Raw genomic sequence first — 21,176 nt, forward strand, 5'->3', positions numbered from 1 at the left:
CCACCTCGACGCCCTCGGCTATACGGTGGTCGACCACGTGATGACGGGCGCCGACGCGGTGGAGCGGGCGGCCGCAACGACCCCCGATCTCGTGCTCATGGACGTGCACCTCGACGGCCCGATGGACGGCGTAGAGGCGGCGCAGACGATCCGGGAGTCACCCTCCATTCCGGTCGTCTTCGTCACGGCCTACAGCGACGACGAGACCCTGCAGCGCGCCACCGACACCGCCCCGTTCGGGTACGTCGTCAAGCCGTTCGACGAGCGCGAGCTGTACGCCGCGGTGGAGGTGGCCCTGCAGACGCACGCCCTCCAGCGCCGCGTGCAGCGGGCCAACGAGGACCTTCGGCAGCTCCTGAACGGACTGCGCCAGGGCACCGCCCTCACCGACACGGCGAGGCGCCTCACGTTCCTGAGCGACCCGGCCGCCCGGCTGCTCGACACCACGCCTGAGGCCGCAACGGGCACGCCCTGGACTGAGGTGCTCCCCGTCGACGACGAGACGGTTGGGGCGCTTCAAAATCGGATGGACGCCCCCTCGACGGACGAGGACCCCGTGCAAGCCATCTTCGATCACGACGACGGGTCGTCCTATCGCGTCGAGATCGAGGTCCGCCCGGACCCGCGGGACGACGAGCGGCACATCCTCGTCTTCTACGACGTGACGGAGGTCCACGAGCTCCGGCGCCTGCTGGATGACCGCGAGCGGTTCCACGACCTCGTGGGCACGAGTGCTCCGATGCAGGATGCGTTTGAGCAGATCCGGTCCGTGGCCGACGTGAAGACCACGGTGCTCATCCAGGGCGAGACGGGCACCGGCAAAGAGCTGGCCGCCCGCGCCATCCACGAGGAGAGCCCCCGCGCCGACGGCCCGTTCGTGACCGTCAACTGTGCGGCGCTCAATCCCGACCTCGCCGGCAGTCGCCTCTTCGGGCACCGGAAGGGGGCGTTCACCGGCGCCACGGAGGACCGCGAGGGCTACTTTGAGGCGGCGGACGGAGGCACGCTCTTTCTGGACGAGATCGGCGACATTCCGCTCGACACGCAGCGGCAGCTCCTGCGCGTGCTCGAAGAGGAGGCCGTCACGCGGCTCGGCGAGACGGAGCCGCGCCCGGTCGACGTGCGCATCGTAGCCGCTACGCACCGCAACCTGGACGAGGAGGTGGAGGCCGACCGCTTCCGCCAAGACCTGCTGTACCGCATTCGCATCGCCCGCGTCTCTCTGCCCCCCCTCCGCAACCGACGCTCCGACCTGCCCCTGCTGGTGCGCACCTTCCTGCGCGAGATCCGGGCCCGCACCGGCGCGGAGGTTGACCAGGTGGGTGACGACGCCCTCCGCCGCCTGCTCGACTACGACTGGCCCGGCAACGTGCGCGAGCTCCGCAACGCCCTGGAGGCCGCTCTCATCCGGGCCTCTGATGAGGTGCTCCGGGTCGAGGATCTGCCCCCGGAGATTCGAGAGACCTCATCGAGCCAATCCCGCTCCTCCGACGACGAGGCCGAGCGCATCCGGGCCGCACTGGAGCAAACCAACGGCAACCGCACCGAGGCCGCCGAGCTCCTCGGCATCAGCCGCGCCACCCTATACCGCCGGCTCGATGAATACGACATCGAATAACGCCGTTTCGAAGACAGCGTGTTAGTCCGACCGTGAGTCAAATCCGGCAGACGAAAGATGTTCGACTCTCCCGTACGCCCAGAACGTTCAACGCTTTCACGTTGCGACGATTGGCGTTTCGATCAATGCCCTGAGCTATTCAAGGAAATGCTGCCCGGATCTACGATGATCACGGTCGGTGGTCAGCGGTCTCGTCAGGATGAAGCCTCCAGCTCGTCGACCAAGCGCTGGTAGTCTCCCTCCGTCAGCTTCTGCTCGGCGCGGAGCCGCTGCAGGGCGTCGCGCACTGCGGCGACGTCGGTTTCCTCCGGCTCCGAAGCGGGGGCAAAGTCGATGTCCTCCACCATCGCCGTGTCCAGAAACTCAGCCACGTACGAGGCTGCCTTCGGCGCCCCCGAGAAATCCATCGTCAACTCGAACGTCGCCCGTCCCCGATTCACCCGGAGCGCCACCCGCTTGCCCCCGAGCCCAAGCCACCGGCTCTGCACCTCCACACCCACGAGATCCGGGTACCGCACGGTCTGCGTGGACTCGAGGTCGTTGTTCTGAAAGACGAACCGGGTGCTCGTAAAGACCGCCCCGTCGCCGCCCGTGCCACTCAGCGTCGCGTCGTAGAGCGCGAGCACCTCCTCCCGCCCCACCTCCGTCGCATAGTCCGACAGCGCGTTCTCCAGCTTCCCCGCCGGGATGTTGGGCACCGCGAAGAGCCCCATCTGCGGAGCGTGGGGCAGCCGATCACGAAGCAAGTCCTCTATTGGGGATGTGTGGAAGGTGAAAGGTCGGAACGTTGGAAAGGTGATCAGACGACACTCAACTTCGACGAGGCCTTGCGGGATCCTTCGAGCTACCCGCCTTCGTGCCACGGCCCCCGCGCTCCTCCCAAAGAGGCAAGCACACAACTTTCACCGCCCCCCCAATCTTTCCATCTTTAACCTTCCCACCTTCAACCCAAACCTACGGCGCCGCCGCCATCGCAGACGCCCCAAAGAACCCGGTCGTCGTCTCCAAGACCCCCCCGAAGAAGACCCCAAGCACCACGAGCGCCACTGCGCACACCACGAGCGTCCCCACTGCCGCCGTCGTCGCCCGGGGAAACGCCGCCTCCACCACCGGATCGGTGGCCTCCACCTCTTCGGCGGACTGCATCCAGAAGACGTAGATGACCCGGAGGTAATAGTACGCACTGAGGGCGCTCATCAACACCCCAATCACCACGAGCCAGGTGAGCCCGGCGTCCACGGCCGGGGCGAAAACGAAATACTTGCCCACGAACCCCCCCAGGGGCGGGAACCCGATCAGGCTGAGCATGAAGACGCCCATCGTCGCGCCCAGCACGGGGCGCTGGTTTGCAATGCCGGCCAGGGACGAGAGCGTTTGCTCCCGCCCTTCCTTTCCGTCCCACTCAAGCAGTGCCATTACCCCGAAGGCCCCAATGTTCATGATGGCGTAGACCAGCAGGTAGAAGAGCGCCCCGGCGTACCCGGCATGGGTGCCCGCCGCGAGGCCCACGAGGACGTACCCGGCGTGAGCGATCGATGAGTAGGCGAGGAGACGTTTCACGTTCGTCTGGGCCAGGGCCATCACGTTGCCCACCACCATCGTAACGACCGCCACGGCAGCGATCACGAGGCTCCACTGCCCACCGGGTACCGCGTGGACGAGCACAAGAATGAGTGCGGCAAACGCCGCGGCCTTGGTGGCCGTGGACATATATCCGGTGAGCGGCGTGGGCGCCCCCTGGTACACGTCCGGCGTCCACATGTGAAAGGGCGCCGCGCTGACCTTGAAGAAAAACCCGACCAGGAAGAGGGCGAAGCCGCCCCAGAACAGGAGTTGTGTGCTGGTCGTGGCGAGCTCAGCCTTCGCCATGGCGGGCAGCATCATGGTGCCGGTCGCCCCGTACATCAGTGCGATTCCGTAGAGGAAAAACCCGGTCGAGAACGCCCCAAGCAGAAAGTACTTCAGGGCACTCTCTACGGCCCCCTCGTCCTCGCGCACGAGCCCCGTCAGGATGTAAAGGCAGACCGACATCGTTTCGAGCCCGAGGAAGATACTGATCATGTTGTTGGCCGAGCCCAGCATGATCATCCCAACCGTGCAGTACATGATGAGGGCATACACCTCTCCGTACTCATAGCGCAACTGATTTAGGTACGGGATCGATAGCAGAATCGTAGCGAGGCCCGTCAGCAGGATGATCAGGTTGACGAACGCCGCGAACTCGCCGGTTCGGAGCGTGTCGAAGAAGACCGTGCTCTGCGGGGTCCCGAGTTGCGTGGCCTCCCACACGGCGGACACCGCCAGGGCTCCCACGCCGAGCCACGGAATGAGGGGATGGTCGTTGCGGAACGAGTCCAAGACAACCATCACCAGGCCGGCAAGGCCCACGACTAACATCGAGAAGACGGCGGGCACGTCGGCCGCCACTGTAGCGTACGCGCTTGAAAGATCCATCGTCGGCAGCAGCTGTTGTGTCGTCAGGGATCCCCCATCCTTCCCACCCCGGGAGGTACGCTCAGGCAAGGTCCTCGATCTGGGACGCGAGCTCCACGTCCATCTCCGTCACTGTTCCACCTGCATCGTGCGTCGTGAGCGCGACGGAGACGGTGTTGTAGACGTTTTCCAGCTCCGGGTGGTGGTTCATTTCCTCAGCATAAAACGAGAGTTGAACGATGAAGCTGATCGCCTCCCGAAAGTCGGAAAACTCGTACGTTTTTTGGAGCTTGTCGTCGGCGTGGGACCACCCCTCCAGGTCCGAGAGGGCATCGTCAATGGCGGCGTCGGAAAGCGGGTCGCGCGAAGGCATAGGCAGATCCAGAGTGGTTTTGAGCAGGGACGGCAAAAAGGAATCTTCTAAGGCGTAAAGCCGGGGGGATCGACGGATAGGTCCCCCGGGTCCAGCGGGGCTTCTTGTACCTTCCCGGATCGCGCGGACGGGGACGCTCGGTCGGACGCCTGATCTCGTACGGCCGTGCGTTTCTCCTCCACGGTGTTCAAGAGAAATTCCGTCGTCGGTGCGGTTTTTTGGAGGAAAGGATTCGGGAAGAAGCCGAGAACGAACATGAGCACGACGAGCGGGGCCATGAGCAGGAACTCGCGGGCGTTCATGTCCGCCATTTGCGCGTTGGCCGCGTCCGTGAGCTCTCCGAAGAACGTGCGGTAGACCATGTGGAGCAGATACACGGCGGCAAGGATGACGCCGGTCGTGGCCAGGGCCACGAGCCCCGGGCTGCCAAGGACCGTGCTTTTGAACGACCCGATCAGGATCAGGAACTCGCCCACGAAGCCGTTGAGGCCCGGCAGGCCCGCCGACGCCAGCACGCTAATCACCATGAAAGTGGTAAGCACCGGGACCGACGTCGCCAACCCGCCGTAGTCGTCCATGAGTCGGGTGTGGCGCCGCTCGTAGAGCATCCCGACGAGTAGAAAGAGGGCTCCGGTGGACAGCCCGTGGTTGACCATCTGAATGACGGCCCCCTGCATCGCTTCTGTCGTAAACGCAAACAATCCGAGTACGACGAAGCCGAGGTGGCTGATTGAGGAGTAGGCCACGAGGCTCTTGGCGTCCTCCTGCACGCGGGCCACGAGGGCTCCGTAAATGATGCCGATGATGGCGACGACCGCGAAGAGGCCCGCGTAGCTCTGCGCCACATTCGGGAAGAGGGGCAGGCAGAAGCGGAGCAGGCCGTAGGTCCCCATCTTCAGCAGCACGCCGGCCAGGATGACCGACCCGCCCGTTGGGGCCTGAACGTGAGCGTCCGGCAGCCAGGTGTGCAGCGGAAAGAGCGGCACCTTGATCGCGAACGAGAACGCAAACACCGCGAAGAGCCAGCCCTGCGTGGCCAGGGGCACGTTGTATTCCAGCAGCGTGTACCAGTCGGTCGTAAACACGCCGTTGTTCACGGCGGCCCCCGCAGCGTACCCGAGGTATAGGATGCCGACGAGCATCAGCAGCGAGCCCACAAGCGTGTACACGACGAACTTGACCGCCGCATAGATGCGCTCCTTGCCGCCCCAGATTCCGATGATAAAGTACATCGGGATGAGGGTGAGCTCAAAGAAGATGTAGAAGAGAAACAGATCGAAGGACGCAAAGACCCCCGTGATGCCCGTCTGTAGCAGGAGAAGGAGCGCGTAGTAGCCCTTCTGCTTCTCTTCGATGTAGGTCCAGGACGAGAGAACGACGATGGGCCCGAGGAGGGTCGTTAGCATCACGAGCAGCAGGCTCAGGCCGTCGATGCCGACAAAGTACTTCACGTCGAAGCCCTCCGGAAGCCACCCCGCCCAGATGTCTGCGAGCTGCGGCGCGGTCGCCGTACTCAGACCCGGCTCAAAGCCCACGAACAGCCCGATCGAGAGGACAAACGTGAGCGTGGTCGTCGCGAGCGCGGTCCACCGGATCGCCGATGCGCGTCGCAGAAACACTGTAAGAAGCGCCCCAGCGGTCGGCAGGAAGATGACCAGCGATGTGAGGTAAGGGATGTCCATTTATTGATGTCGTGCCTGATCGGCAAGCAAGTCGTTATCTCGAAGCGTCTGCCCCATTCTGTTGTGCGTATTGCGTGTTGCGTACTGCGGGAGGTGGGCCACTCGCATATGCATCTTAACCCGAGCCCGTGAGCCCAAAAGATCCGCAATACGAAATACGCAGTACATCCCCAATTCCAGCAAGACCTCCCGAAAAGACACCCGCCTCTCGGATACGATGAGAACTCAAATTCCAACGAGCATCAGCCCCATCACGAGCGCAGCCCCGAGGGCGAGCGCAAGGGCGTAGTTTTGCACGACGCCCGTTTGTGTTCGACGCAGCAGGCCGCTCGCATTCTGGGCCGCCTCCGCAATCCCGTTCACCGCCCCATCAACCACCTTGTCGTCGAACTGGGCAAACCCTTTCCGGGCGAGGCCCCCGATGAGCGAGTCTACGACGACCTCAGTGTAGAATTCGTCCCAGTAGTATTTCTCCTCCCAGACCTGATACACTCCCTGCAGGCGGCGGCGCAGCGCCGCGTCGTAGTCCAGCGCCCGCGCCGCGTAGACGCGCCACGCGTAGTACACGGTTCCGAGCGCAATGACTGAACTCAGGAGAATCAGGCCCCACTCCAGGGCCACCGGCACGTGCCCGTGCACCGATGCCTCCGCCACCGGCCCTCCGTACTCCGCCCCCAAGTAGTGGTGAATCCAATTCCACTTGCCTCCCTTGATTACTGCGGGCAGCCCAATGAAGCCGCCCACGATAGACAGAATCCCGAGCGCCCAGAGGGGCCCGGTCATCGAGGACGGAGACTCGTGCGGTTCCAACTGGTCCGCGAGCGGCCACCGGGGCGTCCCCTCGAAAGTGAGCATGTAGGAGCGCATCATGTAGAAGGCGGTGAGCACGGCCGTGATGACGCCCACAACCCACACGGCGGTGGCGTAGGTGTGGCCGCCGCTGAACCCGTACTCAAACGCCTTGAAGAGGATCTCATCCTTCGAAAAGAACCCAGCCGTCAGGGGGATCCCCGAGATGGCCAGGGTTGCGAGGAGGTAGGTCGTCCGTGTGGCGGGCATGTAGTCCCCGAGTCCGCCCATCGTCCGCATGTCCTGCGGATCGAAGTCGCTGGTGTCTCTGCCGCGCTCCTCGAGCTCGTGCTCAACCTCCTCCATGCCGTGAATGACGCTTCCGGACCCAAGAAACAAACAGGCCTTGAAGAAGGCGTGCGTGACCACGTGGAAAATGGATACGAAGAAGGCCCCCACGCCGGCCGCCATGAACATGTACCCCAGCTGCGAAACAGTGGAGTACGCAAGGACCCGCTTGATGTCATTCTGGGCAATCGCGATGGTGGCGGCCATCATGGCCGTGGCTGCCCCCACCACCGCGATGATGGCCATCACGACCGGCGCCGCCAGTACGAGCCCGGACACTCGGGCCAGCAGGTACAGCCCGCTCGTCACCATCGTGGCGGCGTGGATGAGGGCGGACACAGGCGTCGGGCCGGCCATCGCGTCCGGCAGCCACACGAAGAGCGGAATCTGAGCACTCTTGCCGGTGGCCCCTACAAAGAGCAGAAGCACAATCCAGTTGAGTGTCTGCTGGGGCAGGGCCGGGCCCTCCGAGAGGAGCACGCCAAAGCTGAGCGAGCCGAGTTCGCGGAACACCAGAAACATCGCCACCAGGAAGGCAAAGTCGCCCACTCGATTCACGATAAACGCCTTGTTGGCGGCGCTGCTGTTGCTCAGATCCGTGTACCAGAAGCCGATGAGCAGGTAGGAGCAGAGGCCAACCCCCTCCCACCCCAAAAACAACACAGGAAGGTTATTCGCCAGCACGAGGTTGAGCATGGCGAAGATAAAGAGGTTCAGGTAGCTGAAGAACCGCCAGTACCCGGGGTCCCCGTGCATGTACCCGATTGAGTAGAAGTGAATGATGCCCCCCACCCCCGTCACGACGAGCGACATGATCAGGGAGAGCTCGTCGACGCGGTAGGCAAACGAAACATCAAGATCGCCCGCCGCCATCCACGTAAAGTAGTCCGCAACAACCGGGTCTCCCCCGACGGTCAGAAAGAGAACGAGCACCAGCACGAAGGGAAGGGCCACGACCGCCGTGCCGATCGTGCCCAGAAGGGTCTCACGGGTCCGGAGGTCTTCCAGAAAGAGCGGTGCCACGCCATTGAAGACTGCCCCGGCCAGGGGCAGGAGAAGGACCAGGCGAAGGAGAAGGGCAGTGCTCATCGGCGAAGGAGACAAGCGATCTCGGGGATGGACATGCTAGAGAAGGAACGTGGCGGGCACTCGACAGGAGCGTATCGAGGACACCCGCGGGTCAATGGTCGTCAGTGCTTGAACAGATCAATCTCCGTCACGTCGACGGTCACCCGGCTTCGGAAGATGGCAATGACGATCGCGAGTCCCACGGCCGCCTCGGCGGCCGCCACGGCGATGGAAAAGAAGACGAGCATCTGGCCGGTCGGGTCCCCCATAAACTGACTGAAGGACACGAGCGTGAGGTTGACCGCATTCAGCATGAGCTCGACCGACATCAGGATGACGATGGCGTTCCGGCGAAACAGCACACCGAGGGTCCCGATGGTGAACAGAACGGCGCTGAGGGCGAGATACCAGTTGAGCGCAACCTCCATGTCTACGTTCTGGGTTGAGGGTGAGGATCGAGCGCTCTGGCGCACGACCTGAGTCATTCGAAGCGCCGCTGGGCGAGAAGTACGGCCCCTACCGTCGCGGCGAGAAGAAGGATGCCGGCCACCTCCACGTGAAGGGCGTAGCGGGTAAAGAGGAGCTTGCCCAGGGTCGCAGCACTCCCTGCGTCGGCGGCCTCCATGGCTGCCACGGGCTCCACGCCGAGGCTAAACTCAAGCGCGACGACGTAGAGCAGCTGACTCAGGAGCACGAGACCGACCATGAACGCCCCCACCCGGGCCCAGTCAATCTGCTCAAGCTCGGGCAGTGCCGACAGGTTGAGGAGCATGATCACGAAGAGGAACAGCACCATGATCGCCCCGGCGTAGATGAGAATCTGGATGACCCCGATGAACGACGCGTTCAGGGTCAGGTAGAGGCCGGCAATGCAAAAGAGGTTCAGCACCAGCCAGAGGGCGCTGGACACCGGGTTCTGGGCGATGAGCATGCCGAGGCCCGCGCCCACCGCCAGGGTCGCCAGTAAGAAGAACATGGGAGGTGCTGCCATAGGCCCGAGCGTCGTCGGAAGATCCGTCCGGAGCGTTGAGAAACGGCGCTTTTAACCGTTCCTGCGTGGGTAAACCGCGCGTTTCCACTCGACCGCAAAGTAACGCGCCTCCGACGTAGGAGCAAAATCCCCCCCGGTTAATCCCGGATGAATGCCCCTCTACCTTCGACGCTCCCCAAATCGTCGACCTGTTCCCAGACGAGTGGCCAGGTCCCCTGAGCGCAGCCGGTCTCACTGCTGCTCGGCCGGCACGACCTGGGTCCAGAGAGACAGGGTAGGAAGTTTGGACTGCTGCTTGGAAGGCGGCGGTCGTTGGCCCCGGCGCCGGCCGGGACGGCGATTCCGTCCTCGACGCCCCGTGACCGACGGGATCCCTGATGGCTGCTGGGCAAGATCGGTGTCGTCGTCGTTCTCAGGGATCTCGACCCCGACCCCGATCGGTCCGTTCAGCGATGTGTGCAAGCCAGGTCGCTCTCCCGCCGCCGTCGTGTCGGAGGGGGTCGGGCTGATCGGAATTGCGATCTCATAGATCAGCGAACCGGTGCTCAACGTGGCGTCGACGCGAAGGCCCGACGAGAACCGAGCCGGGAGTCGGCGGCGCAACGTGTCGTTCCGGATGACCGCAAGGTCCGAAGGAAATACCTGTTCGAGAAGAGCCGAGCGCTTCGAGGATCCGGGGGCCTCATCGTCGGTGGTTTTCTGTTCTTTGCGCTGCGCAGGAAGCCCAATCGGATACCGGACCCCGTAGGTGTGCCGTTGGCCTCCGGCTGGATCGACCCACACGGTAAAGCCCCTCTTCGCCACCGAGCGGAGCAGCTTCCCGCCCCGAACGGAGAGGGCCACGTAGAGGAGCGAGTCGGTCGGGAGGACGCTCATCGAGACGGGGCGGTCGCCGACGCGCACAAGGGAGCCCCCCCACTCCGAAAGTGCCCCATCGACGGACGGAGGCTGGGAAGTCGACTGAGACTGCAGAGTGACGGGACCGCTGCTACAAGCCCCCACCAGAGTCACAGTAGCGAGCATGAAGAAGACAAGAAGACGTATGCGCACGACAGGAAAGTGGTTTTGTCTGGGTCGCTTCGGCTACCGGAGCGGTCCGGTCCACAACCTGACTGCCAGCCACGACCAGCCGCCAGGCGTTCAACAGGCGCTCCACCGGTGCTTCGGAGGCGGCGAAAGAACTCAGTCCGCGGGGGACGCAAAAAGTATCTGTCTGGTCGACTAATTACCACCGCAATGAAGGGCATCGCTCCGACACATGTCTGGTCGTCCCGGGCACATCTACCCAGCACTTTGCCTCCTCCGAGCCCTCCCTCCCCTGTGGCCTCCCCGCACGGTCCCCTCAGAACGACCTGTGCTATAGTGCAAAGTATGTGCAGTGCCCTCGAATAAGCTTCGTATCAGAAACACGCCCACTTCGTCGCTCTGAGCTTGACTCAGAGCCCATCTGACGATCGCCGAGCCCTCCCCGTCTGGCTGGATGGGCTCCAGAGCACGTCTGGAGCGACGAAGGTAACCATTTCTGGCGGATGGAAGCAGGCACACATGACTCTTACATATAGCACAACGCGTCCTCAGAGGCCGCTAGGACTGAGCAGTGTCCGGATCCTTCCACTCCAGAGACAGCTCAAGGGTTGTGTCCTCCGTCGTGAGACAGACCGTGTCGGGGCGGTCGGCAGCAAGCCCGTCAAGTTCGAACGCGATGCTGGTGATAACCTCGTCCTCGATCAGATCCGAGTCCATGAGGCAAATGACGTGGCCCTCCGCGGGGTCCTGCACTGTAAACGATCCGGGGAGTGAGAACGGCAGGTCCTGCGGCCGCACGTCGTCGGCCACCGTGCTCGTGAAAAGACGCTCGTTCTGAGCGTTGAACGATTCGTAGTAGACGTCGGGCCCGGAGGTAAGGTCCCAGGGTCGATCCTCCTCCCCGCACGTAAATGGCAGGGAGTGGACCGTGACTTCTGTGACGACGGCATGCATGAGCGAGTGTGCCTCGGATATGAGCGTGAACGATGGGCCAGACCACGGGGGGCACTGAGCAGGTCGTCCTTCCGGTCCAGATCAGACTTTAGAGGAAACAATTTAACCCATTGACCACGAATGGTTTTGATGGTTTCGTTTCAGGCATTACTGGAGTTGCTCACCTTCGGTCTTCCGGGTGCACTCCGCCCGGTTGGTCGAGGAGACATCTCTCCCCGAGTGCACAGGTGCATTCTCGGGATTCAGAATTCAGCGAACCGTGCAGGCGCCTTTACGGCAGGACGGGATCCGAGGGGACACCAGCCGCCGTCCGGAAGGAGGACGGCCGAGTTCCGGGGTCCGTCACCCTGAGTCCGCCGGTGAGAACGCGTGCGCGTCCACCCACTCTCGTGCTCGTTGACGGACCGTCTCCGCGTCAGTTGCGTCGAGTCCGTCCTCGGCGAGGCCCCGGGCCTCCTCGGCGGAAATCGATCGGGTGAGGCGCCGCAAGATGGGCAGGGACTGCGGGGATGCACTCAGGGCATCAACCCCGAGCCCGATCAACACCGGCGCGGCCTGCACGTCGGCGGCCGCCTCTCCGCAGACCTCGACCGAACACCCCATTCCGTGCCCGGCCTCTACGGCTCGCTGCACCAGTGCCAGAACCGCTGGGTGGAGGGCATCGTACCGGTCCGAAACCCGATCGTTGCTCCGGTCGACGGCAAGCACGTACTGGGTGAGGTCGTTCGTGCCGACGGAGAAGAAGTCCACGTGCTCGGCGAAGGCCTCCGCCTGCTGGGCAACTGCAGGCACCTCTACCATGACACCGAGAGGAAGATCCGCACTGTGGGCGAGGCCCTCTCGGGAAAGTCGATCTTGTTCTTCCGCCAGCATAGCCCGAACGCGGCGCACCTCCTCCAGGTGAGTCACCATCGGCAGAAGCACCCGAAGCCGTTCCTCTGCGCTCGCCCGGAGAAGCGCCCGGAGCTGGGGGCGGAGAAGGTCGTCAGGGCGGTCAAGGAGGACCCGGATGCCCCGCCAGCCGAGCGAGGGATTCAGCTCCTCCGGACCGGACGGAAAGTGCTTGTCTCCTCCCAGGTCTAGAAGCCGGATCGTAGCGCCCTGATCGCCAGCGGCCGCGGCGGCCTTTCGGTACACCTGCACCTGCCGTTCTTCCGAGGGCACTCCCTCCTGGTCCGCCAGAAACAGCATCTCCGTTCGGAGGAGCCCAATGCCCTCTGCCCCTGACGACTCGAGGCGCCGGAGCTCGTCTTCAAGATCGATGTTGGCCCGAAGGCCGACGACCTGCCCATCGGTCGTCACGGCGGGCCGGTCGCTTTTCACCTCGGAACTGAGACCGGGCCCCTCCTGCTCCGCGGAGCGTTGTTCGTACCGGTCGACGGTAGAAGGGCTCGGGTTCACGATGAGGCGTCCCTCATCGCCGTCGAGAATGACCGGATCGCCCGTCGAGACGGTCCCGATGTCTTCGGAGGCCCCAACCACGGTGGGAATGCCGAGGGTGTCGGCGATGATGGATCCGTGGGAGGTCGCCCCTCCATCCTCGGTCACGCACCCCAGCATGCCGTGCCGACTCAGGCGGAGAACCTCCGTTGCGGTCAGGCTGTGCGCGACTACAATCGAGTGGTCCTCGATGCGCCAGCGTACCCGACCCCGCTGAAGGGCCCGAAGAAGATGTTTCTCGAGATCCACGAGATCCCGGGTCCGCTCCCGGAGGTACGGGTCATCGCTCTCTTCAAGTCGGGCCCGGTGCCGCTGGAGCACACGCTTCAGGGCCGTCCCCGCCGACTCCTTCTGCTCCCGGATGCGCTCACGGACTGCCCCGAACAGCTCTTCGTCTCGAAGCATCATCGCTCGCGCCTCGAAGATGTCCTGGTCACGGGTCTCGAGGGACTCATGGGCCAGCATCCGGGTCGTGTCGATTTCCTGCTCGGCCCGCTGAACGGCGTCGGCCAACAGCTTCAGTTCCGCCGCCACCTCGTCCGCCGCAATCTGCTCGCGGTCCGGGTCGGGCACGGAGGCGTCGTAGCGGTACGCGCTGCCGATGGCGACGCCCGCGGTTGCCCCTGTGCCCGGGATGATGCGTTCGCCGCCGGACGCGTCGGCGGAGCCGGTAGTCGGGACAGCATCCCCCATGATGGTGTGTCCTCGTGGATGGGAGCAAAGCGGGCGACGGCTAGAGCTCTTCCCCAAACCCGTTCTCGAAGAGCGAGGTGAGGGCCTCCGCGGCCTCGTCCTCGTCCTCTCCATCGACGACCAGGGTGAGCGTGGCCCCTTGCTCGGCCGCCAACGTCATGACGCCAATCACGCTTTTCCCGTTGATCTCGTAGTTGTCGCGTCGGAGATACACCTGCGAGTCGAACTGAGAGGCCGTCTTGACGATTTTCGACGCGGGCCGGGTGTGGAGGCCGGCACGGTTGCGAACAGTCAGTTCACGCTCGATCATGCGGTGAGAGAACGGAGATGAACACGCTCCATGTAGTCAGACCAGGACGAAATGTTCGGGCTGGGGGCTCGTGGTGCCCACTCCCCTTCCACCCCGGCCCTATTCAGTAGTCGCGGGCCTTCAGGTGATCGAGGAGCCACCGGAGCGTTTCGGCCGGCGGGGTCTCGGGAAGGGTTTGGAGGTGCTCGTGGGCCTGCTCCGTGTAGGAGGCCACACGCTCGCGCGCCTCCTCGAACACCCCGAGGTCCGCCATCCGATCTCGAGCCTCAGGCACGTCGTCTGGGGGAAGGCCCTCGTTGGTCACCAGCCGGGCAAACCAGTCGTACTCGGGCCCGTCTGCCTGCTCCAGGGCCCGCAGCGTGAGGTAGGTCTTTTTGCCCCTCACAAGGTCCCCCCCAACAGCCCTGCCCCACTCTTCATTCTGGGCGGTAAGGTCGAGCAGGTCGTCCTGAATCTGGAAGGCCCGCCCCACGAGCTGCCCGGCTGCACGCAGTCGTTCCTGCGCGGGCGCCGGGGCCCCTCCGATCACGCCCCCAAGCTCAAAGGCAGCGGAGAGCAGGGCGCCGGTCTTCTGGTCGATCATGTCCAGGTACGCCGCCACCGACACGGCATCCTCCGACTCGAAGGCCGCATCGAGGGCCTGCCCGGCGCAAAGCTTTCGCACCATGGGATGAAAGACGTCGTAGAGCGCATCCGAGTCGGTGCCCTCTACCTGCCCCAGAAGCTCGTAGGAGAGGCCCAGCATCAAGTCCCCAGCCAGGATCGCTGTGCCCTCGGTCCATTTCACGTGGACGGTCGGCCGCCCGCGCCGCTCGTCGTCGTCGTCCATCAGATCGTCGTGGACGAGGGTGAAGTTGTGGAAGACTTCGACGGCAAGCGCCGCCGGAAGGACTCGTTCGACACGGGCCCCATAGGCCCTGGCGGTCAGCAGGAGGACCACCGGACGCACCCGCTTCCCGCCCGCCTGCAGGACGTGGTGTATCGACTCGTAGAGAGACGACGGGGCCCGGTCCTCGACCAACGACGGAAGCGCATCGTCGATGCGATCCCGGAGGGCCGCCACCCGGTCCGCGTGCGGCTCGCTCGTCGTGGAGGGAGAGGTCATGCTCCATTCTGGTGCCTTCGGCGAACAACGTGGAACTTCCCCCCAGTGCTGGGCAGCTCACTCAAGCTCATCGAGCACCTGCGTAATCCGCTCGTAGACATCCTCAATCCCCCCGGTCCCGTCGACCGAGACGAGCTGACCGCGGTCTTCGTAGTACGACGCAAGCGGTGCCGTCTCTTCACGGTACACCTCGAGTCGGTTCCGAACTGTGTCCGGCTCGTCGTCGGAGCGCTGGACGATGAGCTCAGGGTCTACGTCGTCGGGCGGAGGGTCGTGGTCGAGGTGGTAGGTTTCTCCGGTCTCGGCGTGGACACGGCGTCGACTCAGCCGCCGCACCAGCTCCTCGTTCGGCACCTGGAGGCGGAGGACGACGTGGAGCGGCGTCTGATGCTCCTCCAAGAACTCCGTCAGCCACTCGGCCTGCTGATCGGTGCGCGGATACCCGTCGAGGACAAAATCGTCGTATCCCTCGTCGGCGATTGCCTGCTCGGCGAGCGCCCGGACCAGCTCATCAGGCACGAGTTCTCCCTCCTCGACGTAGGATTTCGCCTTTTTGCCGAGGGTCGTTTCCTGGTCCATAGCGTCCCGAAGAACGTCTCCAGTGGAGATCTGCGTAAGTCCCCGGTGGTCTTCCAGAAGACGAGCCTGGGTCCCTTTTCCGGCCCCTGGCGGCCCAAAAATGATCAGTCGCATAGGTGTGGTGCTTGTCGATAGAAACGCGAGTTCCTGCCGTGCCGTCAGCCTATTCAGAGAGCCCGTCGCCAACCGCCTCACTGACGTCTGCATCGTCGAGCAGCGACAGGAGCAGGTCCCGGCCCACTTCGCGGAACGCCGTGCGGAGCACGAACCGGACGCCCTCCCCCAGGAAGCTTCGGCCCGATTCCGAGTCGCCCGCGCCACTCTGTTCGTAGACCACGAGCGGAGCCTGGTCTCGGAGGGCTTCTTCGAGTGCCTGTCCCGGCGTTTTCCCAGCCGCAACGGCCTCGTCGACCTCGGTCCGAAGGGCTTCGATGTACTGGTCAAGCAGATCACTGTGCCGGGCCCGGCGCCGCGCCCCACCGCCAAAGAGCATTCCGACGGTCACGCCGGCCGCGAGCATGCCTCCTACGCTCTTCCAGGGATTCTGGGCCACCCAATCCCGGAGGGATGTGCCCGTGGCCGAAATTTCTTCCTCAAGCGACGAGAGCCGGTCGGACATGGCTTCTGCGGTCTCCTGAAGACGCGCTTCCACGTCTGCCCGCGGCGATTCTGAGCTCATAAGTTCAGAGATTCAGTCGTGAAGAACATCGAGGGGGATGTCGTCTTTTTCGGGGGGCTCCGATGACCCCTCTGCGCACCTAACCTCCTGACTCCTCAGAGGGAGAGGCGCCGGGGTTCTCGGGCTCGCCGGCGCCGGAGGACCGCCCGTCCCGGTCGGATTCGGACCCGCGCGCGCCCCGCAGGTCCCGGAAGAAGTTTGACGGCGGCATTAGGGACGGGCGGGCGACCTGCAGGACGACTACGATTAGGATGAGCGCCACCGAGACCGCAAGAAATCCCCAGAACGGATGTCCGAGGAGCCATCCCACGCCCAGTGCCACGGTCGCCAGCGAGAAGAGGGCGGCGAAAAGGCCGAAGATCGCCAGCGTGAGGCCGAGTGCAATCTCGTTTCGGAGCTCATCGATCCGCTCCTCCACCTTGAGCAGTGCCAGGTCGAGGCGCAAATCGATCCAGGTTCGGAGATCGTCCAGGAGCCCTTGCATGTGGGCGGCAACGCGGCGCGCTTTCCCGTTCCGGGAGGACGGGGTGTTCCCCCCAGCGTCCGGTGCCGACGAGCGATCCTCAAGGGACTCCATGGCCGGTTCGTAGGCGTGCTGTACGACAGGATAGAATGTATAAGATACTGGCTAGCATAGAAGACACAAGTGAATTCACCGTTCAACCTGGAGGCTCGTTCCCGGCCGAACTCGCGAGACCACCGGGCGTTCTTGGGACGACATTCCGGAGTCGTACCCCTGATGGTCGCCCAAAAACCCCAATCGCTGCTTTTCATCTGGCTATGACAGCTCTCCAGGTGGAGACCACACCGAACCCACACAGCCTCAAGTTTATGTCTGGCGATGCTTCCTTCCTGGAAGAGGGGATCGCAACGTATTCGTCACGAGAGGAGGCCCGCGGTGCCCCTCTTGCCCAGCGTCTTTTTTCGGTGACAGGGGTCGAGGACGTGTTTATGACCCCTCAGTTCGTGACGGTCTCGAAGGAGCCCGGCGCCGAGTGGAGCCAAATCAAGCCTGAAGTTGAAACGATCCTGCGCGAATACCTGGAGGCTGCCTGAGGGTTTAGCTCAACGCACGAACGAACTCCGCAATCGCCGTCCCCTCTGCGTCGTCGAGCGGCGGCACGTGTAGGCCGCCGGGCGTTCGCAGGGGCCAGTCGTCCGGAAGCTGGTCGTGGAGAGGATCACGAGCCACGACGGTGTAGAGCGACTCGGCGTGGTCCTGAATCCAGTTCCCAATTTCGTCGAAGTCGTCGTACTCGCTCCACCGGATATGTCCTGGAGATTGCGGCTCGGGGTCCCCTCGACTCACGAGAAACTCCAGGCCCTCGGCGTAGGCGTGGGATTCGTCGTGGGCCTCAAGGAACGCCTTCGGCATCTGGAGCGCCCCGGGCGTGTCGGGATGGACCGGAAAGGCGCCCCGGAATCGCGCCATGGCTTCCAGGTACGGATCGGGGGACAAATCGCAGGGGGCCCACAGGACCGCGAGGCGCCGGTGCCCCCCACCTTCGTAGAGGAGCAGGTCCTCGGCCAGGCGGTCGCAGTCGCCGTTGGTTTCGTGTCCGTCGAGCACGCCGATGGTGTATAGCGGAGGCCGGATGAGGCGCCGGGGCTCCGGAATTCCGTGGGCGTCACAGTCCTCCCGGAGCCTCCCGGCGTCTTTCCGATCGGGCTGGGCCATGAGTGCATCGGCGTGCTCGAGGACCTCGTCCCGCGAGCCGAACGATGCGCTCACGCCCGACGCGCGGTCCGCCACCTCTTCGGCGAACGCAGGGAGCAGGGCAGGCGACGCTTCGGGAACCCGACCGAGATAAGGGTGCCCGCTCGTCCACACCGCTCCCGCATCCCGGATTCCCTCCAGCGGGTCCGCGTCGCCGTGCAGAACGCCCACGGGGACGGGATCCGCAGCCTCAGGAGCCGTCACCCATCGGTCGAGGGCCTCTACCGTGAATCGCTGCATCCATCGGTTGAGCGCGTGGTCGAGGGCCCCTTCCGTCCACCGGTTCGGGGCATCGAGGGTTGCCTCCACCGCACGTTCCCGGGGAGGGTGATCTGGATCCCGCCAGTCGGCCGCGACCTCTGCAATGGCCACTTGGCGGGGGGGAGTATTTTCCATCTTGGCTTTCAATAGCAGAAGAAGGTGCCTGTGGAGTCAGGGCCAACCCATCCTCGCAGAAGAAACCCGGGAGCGATGCAGACTACCCCGGGTATTTGAGGGTGCAGCCGAAGGGTTTCGTCGACTGGACCTCCGGAGTTCTGCCGTCGAGAAGGGCCGAGATCGCATCGCGCAGATACGGCTCCTGGACGCGGCTCGGATTGCTCGGGCTGTCATCGATCGATCCGGTGTAGACGAGTCTTTTCTGAGCGTTGAACAAGTACACCTGAGGGGTCTGAGAGGCCCCGAGGGCTTTGGCGAAGGAAGCGTCTGGGTCCCGCACGTAGGGGGTCTCGTAGCCCTGCTGCTGCATCCGTTTTCGACAGGCCTGGGCGGAGGCTTGCGCGTTCGCGTTAATCCGGACGAATTGCACCCCTGCGGACTGGAATTTCTTTACCAGGTCCTGCACCCGTTCCTCGTACCGGTCAATCCAGGGGCACCGATTGGCCCAGAAGAGAAAGACAGTCCCTTCACGACCGAGGAGATCCGATACAGGGACCGAGGAGCCGTCGAGGCGCTGGAGCTCCGCGTCCATGCGGGGAAGTGTAGCCCCCGGCGAGAGCGGCTGGGGCTGGGCTTGCCCCCATCCTGGGAGAAGAAAGATGGCGAGAAGCACCCCTCCGAGGAGTCGCTTGGAACGAGCAGAGCCGAGAAGTGGAACGACAGACGTCATGGGATCAAAAAACCGTGTAAGAAAAACCGTCCTGTCTTTCTTCAGGGGCCGGCTCCGGTGGAATGCCAGGTCTCATTCCGACGCGAAGGCCGGGATGGGTTGTTCCTCTCTCTGTCCTTGCGATCGGATCCGGAGACCGCCTCGGTCGGGACGCACGCTCCTCACTGCACTAAACATTACAGGACGGGATACAGGCGAATTCGGAATTTCGGCGTGCTTTCAATAGGTTTGCGTGCACGTGCAAATCGAGTAGCGGAAAAAAACAGCTTCAATGTCTGACACGAACATAGAACTGTCCCGTGCTCAGTGGGGATCTCGATTCGGATTCTTGATGGCCATGCTCGGGGCCATGGTCGGGGCCGGAAATATCTGGCGGTTTCCGTACATTGCGGGCGAGAATGGAGGCGGAGCATTCATCCTCGCGTACCTGGTGCTCCTGGTGATTCTCGCCATTCCGGGCCTGATCGCCGAGGTGGCCCTGGGGCGATACGCGGGACGGGGGGTCATCGGGGCGTTCCGGAAGATTGTCGACACGCGAGGCCTGGTGGGACTCGGAGTAGTGGTCCTACTGGTCAACATTGCTCTCATGTCGTACTACTCGCCCGTCGTAGGGTGGACGCTATACTACGCCGTTCACTCCTTGCTCTTCACGTTCACCTCGCCCGGTTTCAGCCCCGAGACATTCTGGCAGGGTTTTCAGGCGAGTCCCGTCCTCACTGTCGGCATGCACACTGCCGTCATGGCCCTCGTGGGCCTGGTGCTCTACTTCGGGGTTCGGCGAGGCATCGAACGGCTCGTGGTCTACGCCGTGCCGGGTCTCATCTTCGCCCTCGTCGCAATCACGATCCGGGCCCTCACCCTTTCGGGAGCCGCCGAAGGGCTGGTATTCACCTTTGACGTCGACTGGGCGGTGCTCTACAGCGGCGAGACCTGGGTCACGGCGCTCGGGCAGGCGCTCTTCTCGACGGGACTCGGCTGGGGCATTGCCCTTACCGTTGGCAGCTATCTGCCCGACTACGACGATATTCCTATTGGGGGCGGGATCTTCACGGTCATCGGGAACTCGAGCATCGGGATTCTTGCCGCCTTTGCGATTTTCCCGATCGTCTTTGCCTTCGACATCAACCCGGCTTCGGGGGCCGACCTCACGTTCGTGTCACTGCCACAGGTCTTCCCCAAGATGGCCGGTGGAGGCCTGTGGGCACTGCTGTTCTTCGTGGGCTTCTTCTTCGCGACCTTTACCTCGGCCGTTCTGATTACAGAGGTGAGCGTTACCACCCTGAACGAGGAGACGACCTTCAGTCGCGAGCAGACCGTCTTCGGCGTCTGCGGCGCCGTGTGGCTCCTGGGCCTTGCAAGCGCGTACTCGGGCGACGTACTGGGCTTTCTTGACTTTGTCTTCGGGAGCTTCGGTCTGCCCCTCGCCACCCTGGCCATCATCGGCGCAGTCGGGTGGGCCCTCACGCCCGAGAAGCTCCGCGTGCTTGAGGTTAACCGAAACGCAGGCCTCTACGTTGGGGCGCTCTGGAATCCGGTCATCCGGTACGTCATTCCTCTGGTGATGACGTTCATCGTCGTCTACTATGCCCTGACCAACTTATTCACGACCCCGTATCGAGTGATCGGCGGCCTCGCCGTGTTTGTAACCTTTCCCGCCATCGGGTACGCTCTGATGAGGTACGTCGAAAGCCGCCGGGCAAAGGCTGTTTCTGAATGACTAACCGTTGCGAACCATGACTGCGCTTCCCGCGGACGTTTGGGCCATGATGATCTTCTGCATTCTGGTCTTTTTCGGCGTGTCGATCTGGGTCCTCGTCTACACGCTGCGACAAGAGGATCGGAAGCTGGAGATTTTCCAGTCGGAGGGAACGATTGACCCGTACTCTCCCCGGGCCCTCCGCGAGCTCCGAGACTGGATCGAGGCTCATCCTGGCGACGCCGACATTGAGGAGGCCCGTGAGAGGTACCAGGACTGCGTCCGGGCCCTCCGGTCAACGAACCGGTCGTTTCACGACTGGTCCGACCAGGACATCCGGCAGCTTGAGGATCTGTAACCAGTGGAAGGGCCAAAACCCGTTCTCAGGGCCCGCCCTCCCCAGCCCGAGAGCCGTGGACATGCCCGGGCGGGTCGGCCTGCCTATCCGGGATCGACGATTTGGCTCGGCTGCGGGTTTTCCTGTGAGCTGGCCTCCGGAGACGACTCGGCATCATCGTCGTTCTGGATGCGTTCGATCACCTCCTCCGCCGCGCTGGCGTAGTCCCG

General features: G+C 63.7%; 21 protein-coding genes. 4 read left to right on the forward strand and 17 right to left on the reverse strand.

What is annotated here, in order from left to right:
- Positions 1-1,618 (forward strand): sigma 54-interacting transcriptional regulator (locus ABEL04_RS07980; RefSeq protein WP_375801859.1); only part of this gene is annotated, 1,618 nt, incomplete at its 5' end.
- A 194-nt stretch (positions 1,619-1,812) separates the two neighbouring features.
- On the opposite strand, the gene ABEL04_RS07985 is transcribed toward ABEL04_RS07980, so the two are convergent.
- From ABEL04_RS07985 to ABEL04_RS08055, 15 genes are all read right to left on the reverse strand, one after another.
- Entirely contained in the window at positions 1,813-2,364 is a 552-nt protein-coding gene (locus ABEL04_RS07985) for a hypothetical protein (RefSeq protein ID WP_375801860.1), read from the reverse strand.
- A 208-nt stretch (positions 2,365-2,572) separates the two neighbouring features.
- On the reverse strand, positions 2,573-4,072 hold the full coding sequence (locus ABEL04_RS07990; protein ID WP_375801861.1) for an NADH-quinone oxidoreductase subunit N: 1,500 nt from the start codon (positions 4,070-4,072) through the stop codon (positions 2,573-2,575).
- A gap of 61 nt (positions 4,073-4,133) precedes the next feature.
- Positions 4,134-4,424, reverse strand: coding sequence for a 4a-hydroxytetrahydrobiopterin dehydratase (locus ABEL04_RS07995; protein ID WP_375801862.1), 291 nt, complete (start codon positions 4,422-4,424; stop codon positions 4,134-4,136).
- 47 nt (positions 4,425-4,471) lie between these two features.
- Entirely contained in the window at positions 4,472-6,106 is a 1,635-nt protein-coding gene (locus ABEL04_RS08000) for a NuoM family protein (RefSeq protein ID WP_375801863.1), read from the reverse strand.
- A gap of 225 nt (positions 6,107-6,331) precedes the next feature.
- Positions 6,332-8,332: an NADH-quinone oxidoreductase subunit L gene (gene nuoL / locus ABEL04_RS08005; protein ID WP_375801864.1), complete on the reverse strand. Its 2,001-nt coding sequence runs from the start codon at positions 8,330-8,332 to the stop codon at positions 6,332-6,334.
- Between the two features lie 101 nt (positions 8,333-8,433).
- Positions 8,434-8,739 carry an NADH-quinone oxidoreductase subunit NuoK gene (gene nuoK, locus ABEL04_RS08010; RefSeq protein WP_375801865.1) on the reverse strand — a complete coding sequence of 102 codons (306 nt, stop codon included), beginning with the start codon at positions 8,737-8,739 and terminating at the stop codon, positions 8,434-8,436.
- 53 nt (positions 8,740-8,792) lie between these two features.
- On the reverse strand, positions 8,793-9,302 hold the full coding sequence (locus tag ABEL04_RS08015) for an NADH-quinone oxidoreductase subunit J (RefSeq protein ID WP_375801866.1): 510 nt from the start codon (positions 9,300-9,302) through the stop codon (positions 8,793-8,795).
- Between the two features lie 231 nt (positions 9,303-9,533).
- Entirely contained in the window at positions 9,534-10,352 is an 819-nt protein-coding gene (locus tag ABEL04_RS08020) for a hypothetical protein (protein ID WP_375801867.1), read from the reverse strand.
- A gap of 534 nt (positions 10,353-10,886) precedes the next feature.
- Positions 10,887-11,282: a hypothetical protein gene (locus tag ABEL04_RS08025; protein WP_375801868.1), complete on the reverse strand. Its 396-nt coding sequence runs from the start codon at positions 11,280-11,282 to the stop codon at positions 10,887-10,889.
- A 342-nt stretch (positions 11,283-11,624) separates the two neighbouring features.
- Entirely contained in the window at positions 11,625-13,415 is a 1,791-nt protein-coding gene (ptsP, locus tag ABEL04_RS08030) for a phosphoenolpyruvate--protein phosphotransferase (protein WP_375801869.1), read from the reverse strand.
- Between the two features lie 40 nt (positions 13,416-13,455).
- Complete coding sequence (locus ABEL04_RS08035; protein ID WP_375801870.1) at positions 13,456-13,725, reverse strand: HPr family phosphocarrier protein; 270 nt, start codon at positions 13,723-13,725, stop codon at positions 13,456-13,458.
- Between the two features lie 103 nt (positions 13,726-13,828).
- Positions 13,829-14,830: a polyprenyl synthetase family protein gene (locus tag ABEL04_RS08040; RefSeq protein ID WP_375801871.1), complete on the reverse strand. Its 1,002-nt coding sequence runs from the start codon at positions 14,828-14,830 to the stop codon at positions 13,829-13,831.
- Between the two features lie 57 nt (positions 14,831-14,887).
- Positions 14,888-15,523 carry an adenylate kinase gene (locus ABEL04_RS08045; RefSeq protein WP_375801872.1) on the reverse strand — a complete coding sequence of 212 codons (636 nt, stop codon included), beginning with the start codon at positions 15,521-15,523 and terminating at the stop codon, positions 14,888-14,890.
- Between the two features lie 49 nt (positions 15,524-15,572).
- On the reverse strand, positions 15,573-16,088 hold the full coding sequence (locus tag ABEL04_RS08050; RefSeq protein ID WP_375801873.1) for a hypothetical protein: 516 nt from the start codon (positions 16,086-16,088) through the stop codon (positions 15,573-15,575).
- Between the two features lie 79 nt (positions 16,089-16,167).
- Positions 16,168-16,665, reverse strand: coding sequence for a phage holin family protein (locus tag ABEL04_RS08055; RefSeq protein ID WP_375801874.1), 498 nt, complete (start codon positions 16,663-16,665; stop codon positions 16,168-16,170).
- Between the two features lie 254 nt (positions 16,666-16,919).
- Here ABEL04_RS08055 and ABEL04_RS08060 point away from each other — a divergent pair, with 254 nt between their 5' ends.
- Complete coding sequence (locus tag ABEL04_RS08060) at positions 16,920-17,144, forward strand: NifU N-terminal domain-containing protein (protein ID WP_375801875.1); 225 nt, start codon at positions 16,920-16,922, stop codon at positions 17,142-17,144.
- Between the two features lie 4 nt (positions 17,145-17,148).
- On the opposite strand, the gene ABEL04_RS08065 is transcribed toward ABEL04_RS08060, so the two are convergent.
- Entirely contained in the window at positions 17,149-18,201 is a 1,053-nt protein-coding gene (locus ABEL04_RS08065; protein WP_375801876.1) for a hypothetical protein, read from the reverse strand.
- A gap of 82 nt (positions 18,202-18,283) precedes the next feature.
- Entirely contained in the window at positions 18,284-18,913 is a 630-nt protein-coding gene (locus ABEL04_RS08070) for a redoxin domain-containing protein (RefSeq protein WP_375801877.1), read from the reverse strand.
- Positions 18,914-19,184: 271 nt separating this feature from the next.
- On the opposite strand from ABEL04_RS08070, the gene ABEL04_RS08075 reads away from it, so the two are divergent.
- Positions 19,185-20,630: a sodium-dependent transporter gene (locus ABEL04_RS08075; RefSeq protein WP_375801878.1), complete on the forward strand. Its 1,446-nt coding sequence runs from the start codon at positions 19,185-19,187 to the stop codon at positions 20,628-20,630.
- Positions 20,631-20,646: 16 nt separating this feature from the next.
- On the forward strand, positions 20,647-20,967 hold the full coding sequence (locus ABEL04_RS08080; RefSeq protein ID WP_375801879.1) for a hypothetical protein: 321 nt from the start codon (positions 20,647-20,649) through the stop codon (positions 20,965-20,967).
- The last annotated feature ends 209 nt before the right edge of the window (positions 20,968-21,176 follow it).

The sequence above is a fragment of the Salinibacter sp. genome (genome assembly GCF_042218895.1).
GTDB lineage: Bacteria > Bacteroidota > Rhodothermia > Rhodothermales > Salinibacteraceae > Salinibacter.

What these genes read in the sequence shown, in the direction of transcription:
- ABEL04_RS08045 (WP_375801872.1), bottom strand. Translation starts at nt 15,523, where the DNA reads ATGCGACTGATCATTTTTGGGCCGCCAGGGGCCGGAAAAGGGACCCAG.
- ABEL04_RS08035 (WP_375801870.1), bottom strand. Translation starts at nt 13,725, where the DNA reads ATGATCGAGCGTGAACTGACTGTTCGCAACCGTGCCGGCCTCCACACC.
- ABEL04_RS08075 (WP_375801878.1), top strand. Translation starts at nt 19,185, where the DNA reads ATGTCTGACACGAACATAGAACTGTCCCGTGCTCAGTGGGGATCTCGA.
- ABEL04_RS08050 (WP_375801873.1), bottom strand. Translation starts at nt 16,088, where the DNA reads ATGAGCTCAGAATCGCCGCGGGCAGACGTGGAAGCGCGTCTTCAGGAG.
- ABEL04_RS08040 (WP_375801871.1), bottom strand. Translation starts at nt 14,830, where the DNA reads ATGACCTCTCCCTCCACGACGAGCGAGCCGCACGCGGACCGGGTGGCG.
- ABEL04_RS08055 (WP_375801874.1), bottom strand. Translation starts at nt 16,665, where the DNA reads ATGGAGTCCCTTGAGGATCGCTCGTCGGCACCGGACGCTGGGGGGAAC.
- ABEL04_RS07995 (WP_375801862.1), bottom strand. Translation starts at nt 4,424, where the DNA reads ATGCCTTCGCGCGACCCGCTTTCCGACGCCGCCATTGACGATGCCCTC.
- ptsP (WP_375801869.1), bottom strand. Translation starts at nt 13,415, where the DNA reads ATGGGGGATGCTGTCCCGACTACCGGCTCCGCCGACGCGTCCGGCGGC.
- nuoL (WP_375801864.1), bottom strand. Translation starts at nt 8,332, where the DNA reads ATGAGCACTGCCCTTCTCCTTCGCCTGGTCCTTCTCCTGCCCCTGGCC.
- ABEL04_RS08065 (WP_375801876.1), bottom strand. Translation starts at nt 18,201, where the DNA reads ATGGAAAATACTCCCCCCCGCCAAGTGGCCATTGCAGAGGTCGCGGCC.
- ABEL04_RS08060 (WP_375801875.1), top strand. Translation starts at nt 16,920, where the DNA reads ATGTCTGGCGATGCTTCCTTCCTGGAAGAGGGGATCGCAACGTATTCG.
- ABEL04_RS08025 (WP_375801868.1), bottom strand. Translation starts at nt 11,282, where the DNA reads ATGCATGCCGTCGTCACAGAAGTCACGGTCCACTCCCTGCCATTTACG.
- ABEL04_RS08080 (WP_375801879.1), top strand. Translation starts at nt 20,647, where the DNA reads ATGACTGCGCTTCCCGCGGACGTTTGGGCCATGATGATCTTCTGCATT.
- ABEL04_RS07990 (WP_375801861.1), bottom strand. Translation starts at nt 4,072, where the DNA reads ATGGATCTTTCAAGCGCGTACGCTACAGTGGCGGCCGACGTGCCCGCC.
- ABEL04_RS08000 (WP_375801863.1), bottom strand. Translation starts at nt 6,106, where the DNA reads ATGGACATCCCTTACCTCACATCGCTGGTCATCTTCCTGCCGACCGCT.
- nuoK (WP_375801865.1), bottom strand. Translation starts at nt 8,739, where the DNA reads ATGGAGGTTGCGCTCAACTGGTATCTCGCCCTCAGCGCCGTTCTGTTC.
- ABEL04_RS08015 (WP_375801866.1), bottom strand. Translation starts at nt 9,302, where the DNA reads ATGGCAGCACCTCCCATGTTCTTCTTACTGGCGACCCTGGCGGTGGGC.
- ABEL04_RS08070 (WP_375801877.1), bottom strand. Translation starts at nt 18,913, where the DNA reads ATGACGTCTGTCGTTCCACTTCTCGGCTCTGCTCGTTCCAAGCGACTC.